This window comes from Porphyromonas sp. CAG:1061 (genome assembly GCF_000435035.1).
Taxonomy (GTDB): domain Bacteria; phylum Bacteroidota; class Bacteroidia; order Bacteroidales; family Porphyromonadaceae; genus Porphyromonas_A; species Porphyromonas_A somerae.
This window is the reverse complement of the sequence record NZ_HF988906.1, coordinates 13,705-14,700: the sequence shown is the minus strand read 5'-3', so window position 1 is coordinate 14,700 and position 996 is coordinate 13,705. Positions and strand designations below refer to the sequence as shown.

The following is a 996-nucleotide window of genomic DNA, read 5'->3' as shown; positions in this document are numbered from 1 at the left end:
GAGTGAATATCAAGGAGGAGGAGGCGAAGCTAGAGGAGGAGCGAGCTGGGGAAGAGCTCTCGGCAATCCCTATTTCGCTACAAGTGACCAACCCTGCTCTATTTGGCCATACCGTGAAGTCGCTCACAGAGCTACTACACGGTAGGACGTTTGTGGTGTCGAGGATTTGGAAAAAGGAGACGGACGAAATACATATTGCAACCATAGATACGGTGCTCTCCGAGGGGGACCGGATATTTGTCATCACCGAGCAGCCACACATTGATGCCCTCATCGTGACAGTGGGTCGGAAGCTACACATCGACCGCAAGCGCTGGATACTAGAGGGCTCGAAGTATGTATCGCGCAAGTTGGTAGTGACCAATAGAGAGATCAATGGACGTACACTCAAGAGTCTCAATCTAAGAGCTCTGTATGGTGTCAATGTCACCCGCATCTACCGAGCAGGGGTGGAGATTGTAGCTTCGCCTAACTTTGCTCTCCAATACGGCGACCGCCTCAATGTGGTGGGAAGTGATGCGGCTATCGATAGTATGGAAGAGTTGATTGGCAATTCTATCAAGCGACTGGATGAGCCTAACCTAGTGACTATTTTTCTAGGGATCGCCCTAGGTATATTTGTCGGCTCTATTCCGATTATGTTCCCAGGTATTCCTCAGCCAGTGAAGCTAGGATTGGCTGGTGGTCCGCTAGTGGTGGCGATACTCATTGCCCGCTTTGGCTACAAACTAAAATTAGTAGCCTACACTACCACGAGTGCCAACCTCATCCTTCGGGAGATGGGCATCAGCATATTCCTCGCCTGTGTGGGGCTCAACGCTGGCAATGGCTTTGTGGATACGCTAGTGAATAATGGCGGTTTTGTGTGGGTGGGCTACGGTCTACTGATCACCCTTATTCCACTACTGGTGGTGGGGCTACTCGGTCGATTTGTATTTAAGCTCAACTACCTACAGCTCAGCGGTATGATGGCAGGTGCCACCACCGACCCACCTG

1 protein-coding gene is annotated in these 996 nt (G+C 51.2%); it reads left to right on the top strand.

Translation table 11 applies throughout. The features are described from left to right. On the top strand, window positions 1-996 hold a 996-nt coding region (locus tag QVO39_RS04095), incomplete at both ends, for an aspartate-alanine antiporter-like transporter (protein WP_288171742.1).